The organism is Bacillus cereus group sp. N8 (genome assembly GCF_016483685.1).
GTDB classification, from domain to species: domain Bacteria; phylum Bacillota; class Bacilli; order Bacillales; family Bacillaceae_G; genus Bacillus_A; species Bacillus_A proteolyticus.
In genome coordinates, this window is sequence record NZ_JAEHBK010000015.1 from 96,864 (window position 1) to 105,049 (window position 8,186).

The following is an 8,186-nucleotide window of genomic DNA, read 5'->3' on the forward strand; positions in this document are numbered from 1 at the left end:
AGCTTGATAGCGATGGGGTGCTACCCCATATAAAAATATAGTTATAGAAAAAGAGAGATTGGATTCCTTTTGAGAGTACGGATCCGCTTTTTTCTTTCTACTGATAATGAGACACTATATGGGTGTTTTTGCCCATCCCCCGAAAAGGTGGAGTAAGACAGAATATACCAATTATTCATTAGGAAAAATAATACTTGAATGGGAGTTCAATATAAATTATTTAAATTAAAGTGGTGGTTCTGGTGCAAAAACTCCAAAATCCTTGCAAGTAATCTCCTAATCTTGGACATACTGATAGTATAACTCTAAAAAAGGTGCGTGATCAGTATGGAAAAGGAAAATCCGTTTAAATGGAAGCACTATCAGACTGATATTATCTTATTAACGGTAAGATGATACCTACGGTACAACCTAAGCTTTCGTGATTTGGTGGAAATGATGGAGGAACGGGGCTTATCTATTTCTCATACCACGATTATGCGTTGGGTTCATCAGTATGGTCCTGAATTGGACAAACGAATTCGTCGTCACCTCAAGCAAACCAATGACTCTTGGAGAGTCGATGAAACATATATCAAAGTTAAAGGGCAATGGATGTACCTGTACCGTGCTGTTGATTCGAAAGGAAACACAATCGATTTTTATCTAAGCAAAACAAGAGACCAAAAGGCTGCAAAGCGATTCTTCAAGAAAGCTTTGCGGTCTTTCCATGCCTCTAAACTTCGTGTGATTACAGTTGATAAAAATCCAGCTTATCCAATAGCCATAGAAAAATTGAAGGAAGAAAAAAAGATGCCACTAGGCATCCAAATCAGGCAGATAAAATATCTGAATAACATTGTGGAACAAGATCATCGTTTTATTAAGAAACGAGTACGCTCTATGCTAGGATTCAAATGTTTTGACACAGCTACATCCATTCTTTCTGGAGTAGAAGCCATGCATATGATTAAAAAAGAACAGGTTGATTTACAGGATCAGTCTGTCCAAAATCAGAAAGAATTCATCCATCAATTGTTTGGACTTGCAACATAAGATATGATTCCGTTAGGAATCTATGCGCTTTATTATCTTTTATTCTATTTTTGCACCAGAACCTTGCATAATATAGCTGGTTTTTTTATTTCTTTAAAGATGAATAGGCGATTTTTTTTGTATACTCAAAAAGGAAAGGGCTGCTCATAAGTCGGTTTCACTTTTTAAACTATGAGGACTTTTTCAGTGCCCCCTCTTCCTAGTGGGAAGTCACGCCTTTTTTAAAACACAACAATTGACGTATTTTATCAAGAATCTACAGTTGTTTTTAATATTTCGAATTTCCCTTGTTTATCCACGGTAAACATAACATTATTATTACGACTATCCGTTCCTCCTATGGTTGTTTCATTAGGGCTAGAATACATGGTCACAACAGCTATCTTATAAATGCCCTCTGTTAGCACGTGGCTCTTTTCGAAATCATCCATAATACTTTGAGCATTGGGAACAGTTTCACTATTTTTGTAAGTATTGTAATAGTAATTAAAATTGATAACTCCTGTATAATTAGCATGATCTATAGGTTTACTATCTTTTAACATTTTCATTATGTTGTCAGTGTTTATTTTTTGATTGCGTTTGAAATTTTCAATTAATTCCTTTTCTTGTTGTTTATCTATATGTATATCTAAATAGTAATAGAAATTTGGTTTCTTTTTATTATAGGAGAATTCACTTAATAAGTTATACTTTTTTATCATCTTATCGGATTGTTTCAAAACATCACGATGTTGTTCAACATAAGCGCCTTTGAATATTTCTAGAAAAACATCATCGCTTCCATTTTTAACTATTTCATGTGACTCTTTGTCTACAAGTAAATAAGCAAGAGTGCGGTATGGTTTTTTTATTTCCACGTAAGTCTGTTGATTAGAAGCTCCAAACCCACTATCAGCAGAAAGAATTTTAAAATCCCCATTCTTTATCCCGTAGTTTTCGGACAAATAATCTCCTATTGGTTTTTCTAATAGTTTTGTGTCTGTAGAGCAACCACTTAATAGGAATAGTGATATGCTCAGTAAAAAGATAAAAACAGTTACTTTTGGTTTCCTCATTCAAGTTCTCCCTTTTCTATTATATACTTCATACAATCATAGTTGGGGTTTTTGCCCATCCCTTATTTAAATCCCCCTATGTTCATTTTTCATTCTTACCCTTCCTTAAACTACATTTTACCATTTTTAAAGATGAAAAAGGGACTCTCTTGTGAGAAGTCGTTCCTTATTTAAAATACAATAATCGTTGTATTAGGGGTCACCATACATCGCCATCAACTTAAGAATTTTCACTACCCCTAAGTACAAAAAAAACGTTATTTTTTCTTATTCCCTCTTTTCGGGAGATGGACATGTATGGTGAGGCCTCTTATGTTTTTTGTTTAGTGAACAGATAAGCCATTCTAAAATTACTGTATGCAGACGTAAATACAGCCATTTGTAAAAAAGTCATGGAGGGATATTATGTTAAATTTTTATGTAACACTGTTTCTTATATTCGGCACTGCAATATTCTTATTTTTTAAGTCTGGTTCACCAAAAATTAAGGCTAAAAACCTATCGTTGATAATGGTCAGTTTAGGGGTAAATCTATGCACAATTCCAGTGGGTTTATTTATAGGTGTGATGGCAACAGACTCTCCATATAGTACTGAACTTGATTTTTGGGGAGGATTTCTCTTTATTCAGGGAATACCGCTCCTCCTACTACTTGTAGCTTTGATATGGTGGTTTATCCGCAAGGGCGAAGAAAAAATCGACACATAGAATTTTAAAATGACTTCCGCTAACGATAAGTATGTAAATGAGCTGCCGATATGGACAGCTCATTGTATTTTGCTTAACATGTTTTTTCAAAAATGATATCAGTTAAAAGAACAAAAAACTAAGACCGCAACTAAGAATCTTATCTCTTTCTATTCATTCTTCAATTACCATCCACCTTTAGGTACAATCGTAAAGTCAATGTTGTTTACTGGGTCTTGACCTACCTTTAGTTGGTAGTAGAAACCCCTCCCATCTTTTACCTCGTTTAAGTCTACTCCACTATCTATTAGCTTATTTACTTCTTCAATAGTGAGTTTTGGATCTGCAATACGAATGATGATTTCCATTAGTTTTCGATACTGCTCATTAGCTGTCTTATCCTCAAATACCAGTTTTTCAGTTGTAATCGTATAGGAGTTTGACAGCCAATCACTTTTACCCATTTTGGAATAAATTTCAAATCCCTTCCAGTCTGCTTTATAGATACGATCGTTTTCTTTATCACGATACTCTATATTTGAATCTTCGATCTCAATCATGCCATTTGAGTATTCTTTTAACTTATTTTCAAAGTCTACTCGATGTGTGAACCCGTCTTCAATAGTATCCTTAGTTAAAATATCTCGTCCGCAACTAGAGAGAATAAGTAGTAAAAAGATAGAGAATAAAATAGTGCAAAGCTTTTTCATAGAATTTACCTCATTTGGTGTATTTTTAATATTTATATTTAAACATAACTTAATTTTAAGATAAAGGGTTTATACAACTTTGTTTCAAATTCACAATAAAGATACAAAATAAAAAGTACCTCTAATGTAGTGGTACTTTTGTTGTTTTATAATTCCGTCAGCAATTCGAATTTTCTTTTTTGATCCGAAGATAGTTCATTTTCTACATACCTTTTTATAAGTAGATCAATTATTTCATGAATATATTTGGTATTTTGGGTACCGCCACATGCCCATCAAGCTAACATTTTAAAGTGCCCCCAAAACGAAAATTTCATCTTTTCATAGGTGTCCATGAGAATTTAGTTCATTTTTTTCGTTTTGGGGAACATTTAATTTCTTAAGTTGATGGCAATGTGGCAGTACCCCTTATATAGAAACTTCCCATAACAGGTGTTAATAAAGCGAGCATACCAATAATTGTAGGCATAGGTTTCCAATCTGAAAGTCTACCAGCTTCTGTATTACCTATTGTTAATCCTAATCCATACAATAGGGGTCACCATACATGCCCCTCATTCGTTTAAGCTTCCATTTTCACTTGTAACGTAAACAAACGGTTACGTTACAAGTGAAAACCAGGATAAAATAATCATATAACTGTCTTAACTAGATATGGCATGTTTTATTCTGTAAACGGTTTGCCGAGTTATACCGTTTTCTTTTGCAATATGAGAAATGGCTTCGCCATCATTTAACATTTCAACCACTCGATTGTACACTAGCCTTTTTTGAGGGTCTTTTGCTGTTGGAGAATAGATGGTTGGTCTTCCTTTATAGACACCATTCTGTTTGGCTATCGAAATTCCTTGTGCTTGTCTCCTTTTCGTTTCTGTTCGTTCCTGTTCCGCAATCATAGCCAAAATTTGAATGATTAAATCTTTGATGAATTTATCCAATAAAGAATTTCCAATTGCTTCTGCCATAATAGGTAGGCTAGTAATAATTAACTTTACTTCCTTTCTCTTTAGATAATTAACAGTCTCAATAATTTCATCATAATTACGCCCAAGTCTGTCGATAGCTTCTACCATAAATGTATCTCCAATTCGAACAAATTGTAACGCCTCCTGAAATGCTTCTCTATTATGAACAGATGCACCAGATTTTTGTTCAGTAAATATTTTTTCTGCTCCAAATTCTTTTAATTTTTGTATCTGTCTATTTAAATTTTGATCTAAAGTTGAAACTCTAGCATAAGCAATTTTCATTTTTCAAAATCCACCTCATTTTTCAATCTATTATCATACACCCTAATCATACAATTGAAACCGAGCATTTTCAATAACTGACCAATGGATGATTAGGGTCTACCCATAATAGACAAATTTAAATGTTTTATCGTAAGATGAAAGAATCGACGATTCCATTGTTATAATTTTAATCAGGAGGAATACCAGTGACTTCAATTGAGCGTACCGCATATCCCAGGTTCAAACAAAATATATCTAAGAAAGAACTTGCAACAATTTATACGGTTACACATGAAGAAAATATATTTGCACATCGTATAGCCCGTGGAGAAAGTTCCGTTTTTATTTGTTTAGTTATGTTGAAATCTTTTCAGCGGTTAGGATATTTTCCACGACCTAAGGAGATCCCGCTGATTGTGTTGCAACATATTCAATCCGGTCTCCATATCCCTGATGAAGTAGCGATTAAATTCAATTCAAAAGTGATGTATCGACATCAAAAAGAAATCCGTCAGTATTTACAAGTCTCTACATTTGGCAAAGATGCTTTGCACGTAGCAACAAAAGCTATTTATAAAGCTGCCCATGTCATGGATCATCCACCAGATTTAATTAATGTTGCCATTGAAGAATTAATTAAAGGACATTATGAGTTACCAGCATTCAGCACTTTGGATAGACTTGTTCGTCGTGTCCGCACGTTAGTTAACAATCAGTTGTGCCATACTGTTATGAATCGATTATCAAACCAAGAAAAACATAAACTGGATGAGCTACTACGCACTTCACAAGAAACCAAGCATTCCAGTTTTAATTATTTTAAAGAACTACCTAAAAGCCCCTCAATCTCTCACATGAAAGAGCTACAAAACAAATTAGATTTTATTACATCGTTTATGTCAAACATCGAGGAATTGTTAAAAGAAGTTCCAAATTCTAAAATCAAAAATTTCGCATTAGAAGCATTATCTTTAGATGCATCGGAAATGAAAGATTTTACTATGGCCAAAAGATATACACTCCTATTATCAGTTATTTATCGTTCACAAATTATAACAAGAGATCATTTAATAGATATGTTTTTAAAAAGGATTGCTAGGATACATAAAAAGGGAAAAGAAGAATTAGCTCTTTTGCGAGAAAAACAGCGCTCGATAAGTGAAAATCTTATTTCTATATTGAGTGAAGTTTTACATACGACTCATATGCATGATGATACGAATATAATAGGAAGTGAAATAACAGAATTATTCGAAAGAAGTGGTGGTATAGATTCTTTACAACAAGATTGTTTAGCCCTTTCTTCGTATAACGGGAATAACTATCTTCCTCTACTAGAAAAGTTTTATAACAGTCATAGAAAGACCTTATTTCGATTGATTTCATTATTAAAATTAGATTCAACAACTCAGGATGATTCTCTCATAAAAGCGTTACAATTTTTATTGTTAAATGAAAATCGAAGGGTAGAACACCTTCCTACTAGTATTGATTTATCATTTGCTAACGAGCAATGGAAACAAACTCTTCGAGTTGGAAAAGGTTCTAATTTATTGTATCGTAAACGGCTTGAAATCTGTATATTTTCCTATTTAGCTTCAGAATTAAAGACAGGTGATGTGAGTGTACAAGGTTCTGAAAAATACGCTGATTATAGGAAACAGCTATTATCTTGGGAAGAATGTGAACCGTTAGTTAAAGAATATTGTAAAGAACTTAACTTCCCTTCCTCTCCTACTCAATTTGTTAAACAACTGAAACAGAACTTAACTTCTGTTGCGAATACGGTAGATTTAAATTATCCGAATAATGGCCAGGTTATGATAACAGAAGATGGGGAACCCATTTTAAAACGCTTTGTACGAAAAACTGTGTCTATAAGTAGCAAATTGTTGGAAAAAGAAATTATACAACGCTTACCTGAAAGAACGGTATTAGATATCCTTTGTAATGTAGAACATTGGACTCATTGGACAAAACATTTTGGTCCTTTATCTGGTTCAGATTCTAAACTAGAAGATCCAACGGAGCGTTACATTGTGACTACCTTTGGATATGGATGTAATTTAGGTCCTACACAAACAGCTAAACATATGCGTAATACGATTACACCTCATATGCTTTCTTTTGTGAATCGCAGACATATTCATATTCCAAGATTAAATGCAGCACTTCAGGACGTTTTAAATCAATATCATACATTTAGTTTACCAAAACTATGGGGAACGGGGAAAATAGCTGCAGCTGATGGAACAAAACATGATATGTACACAGAAAATTTAATATCAGAATATCATATTCGTTATGGTGGGTATGGAGCTTTGGCCTATCATCATGTTGCGGATAATTATATTGCTCTTTTTAGTCATTTTATTCCTTGCGGTGTTTGGGAAGCAATCTATATTATTGATGGATTATTAAAAAATAAATCTGATATTCAACCAAATACCCTTCATGCGGATACACAAGGACAGTCCACCCCTGTATTTGCCTTATCTTATCTATTAGGAATTCAACTGATGCCTAGAATTCGTAATTGGAAAGATTTAAAATTTTTCCGTCCAGATAAACATACGCAGTATAAACATATAGACCCCTTATTTAAAGATGTAATTGATTGGAGGCTGATTGAAACCCACTGGAAAGACCTGTTTCAAGTAGTTGTTTCTATTAAAATGGGGAAAATACTACCTTCGACACTTCTTAGAAAATTAAGCAGTAATAGCAAGAAAAATCGATTATATCAAGCATTTCAAGAGCTTGGAAGGGTAATTCGGACAATATTCCTTCTTCAATATATTTCGGATATGAAACTACGTGAACAAATTACAGCTAGTACAAATAAAGTCGAAGCCTATAATGGATTTTCGAAATGGCTGTTCTTTGGTGGCGATGGTATTATTACGGAAAATGATCCAATCGAACAAGAAAAACGTATAAAATACAATGAGTTAATCACCAATTCTGTAATTTTTCAAAATGTAGTAGATATCACAACAATTTTATGGCAACTAAAAAATGAAGATTATCGCTTTTCACGTCAAGATTTAGAAAGGCTAAGTCCCTATATAACTAGACATATAAAACGATTTGGTGATTATGTAATTGACTTACAAAAGATCCCTCATCCAATAGAAGAAGAAATACCTCTATAAAAGAAGTAGGTCATAGTTGGAAATAAAAGTAAGGCTATGACCTATTTTTACACGTATCTCGGCTGTACCCCTATGTCAGTCGTATTATTTTAGTCGGTGGATCAGCCTTATTTTTAACAGGTGGTGTAATATCAGCAATTTCTGCTTTTAAAAGTTTTAATCGTTTGGCTAATACACCACCTTCTTCAGATAACTCATAGTTGCTTACTTCATACAAACGCCGCCTCCAATATGATGTGCACCCCAATTGTTAGACACAATTAACAATTGGAGGTGCATTTTTTATGGGAAAGTTTTCTCCTAAAGAAA

7 protein-coding genes and 1 pseudogene are annotated in these 8,186 nt (G+C 33.6%); 3 read left to right on the forward strand and 5 right to left on the reverse strand.

Annotated features, from left to right (window positions below; all coding sequences use genetic code 11):
• Nucleotides 1–327: 327 nt before the first annotated feature.
• Nucleotides 328–1,035 (forward strand): annotated as a pseudogene (locus JDS80_RS20490) (IS6 family transposase).
• A gap of 248 nt (nt 1,036–1,283) precedes the next feature.
• Here JDS80_RS20490 and JDS80_RS20495 read toward each other — a convergent pair.
• Entirely contained in the window at nt 1,284–2,093 is an 810-nt protein-coding gene (locus JDS80_RS20495; protein ID WP_098009479.1) for a hypothetical protein, read from the reverse strand.
• Between the two features lie 405 nt (nt 2,094–2,498).
• On the opposite strand from JDS80_RS20495, the gene JDS80_RS20500 reads away from it, so the two are divergent.
• Complete coding sequence (locus JDS80_RS20500; RefSeq protein WP_199639868.1) at nt 2,499–2,801, forward strand: hypothetical protein; 303 nt, start codon at nt 2,499–2,501, stop codon at nt 2,799–2,801.
• A 164-nt stretch (nt 2,802–2,965) separates the two neighbouring features.
• Here JDS80_RS20500 and JDS80_RS20505 read toward each other — a convergent pair whose 3' ends face one another.
• From JDS80_RS20505 to JDS80_RS20515, 3 genes are all read right to left on the reverse strand, one after another.
• Nucleotides 2,966–3,490 carry a hypothetical protein gene (locus tag JDS80_RS20505; protein ID WP_000732100.1) on the reverse strand — a complete coding sequence of 175 codons (525 nt, stop codon included), beginning with the start codon at nt 3,488–3,490 and terminating at the stop codon, nt 2,966–2,968.
• A gap of 379 nt (nt 3,491–3,869) precedes the next feature.
• Nucleotides 3,870–4,022 (reverse strand): hypothetical protein, encoded by a 153-nt coding sequence (locus JDS80_RS20510; protein WP_164077176.1) that lies wholly within the window; start codon nt 4,020–4,022, stop codon nt 3,870–3,872.
• Between the two features lie 112 nt (nt 4,023–4,134).
• Entirely contained in the window at nt 4,135–4,740 is a 606-nt protein-coding gene (locus JDS80_RS20515) for a recombinase family protein (protein ID WP_000686375.1), read from the reverse strand.
• A gap of 188 nt (nt 4,741–4,928) precedes the next feature.
• Here JDS80_RS20515 and JDS80_RS20520 point away from each other — a divergent pair, with 188 nt between their 5' ends.
• A complete protein-coding gene (locus JDS80_RS20520; protein ID WP_000200615.1) occupies nt 4,929–7,877 on the forward strand; it encodes a Tn3 family transposase in 2,949 nt (982 codons plus the stop codon).
• Nucleotides 7,878–7,947: 70 nt separating this feature from the next.
• Here JDS80_RS20520 and JDS80_RS20525 read toward each other — a convergent pair whose 3' ends face one another.
• Entirely contained in the window at nt 7,948–8,094 is a 147-nt protein-coding gene (locus JDS80_RS20525) for a hypothetical protein (RefSeq protein WP_199639869.1), read from the reverse strand.
• Nucleotides 8,095–8,186 lie beyond the last annotated feature (92 nt).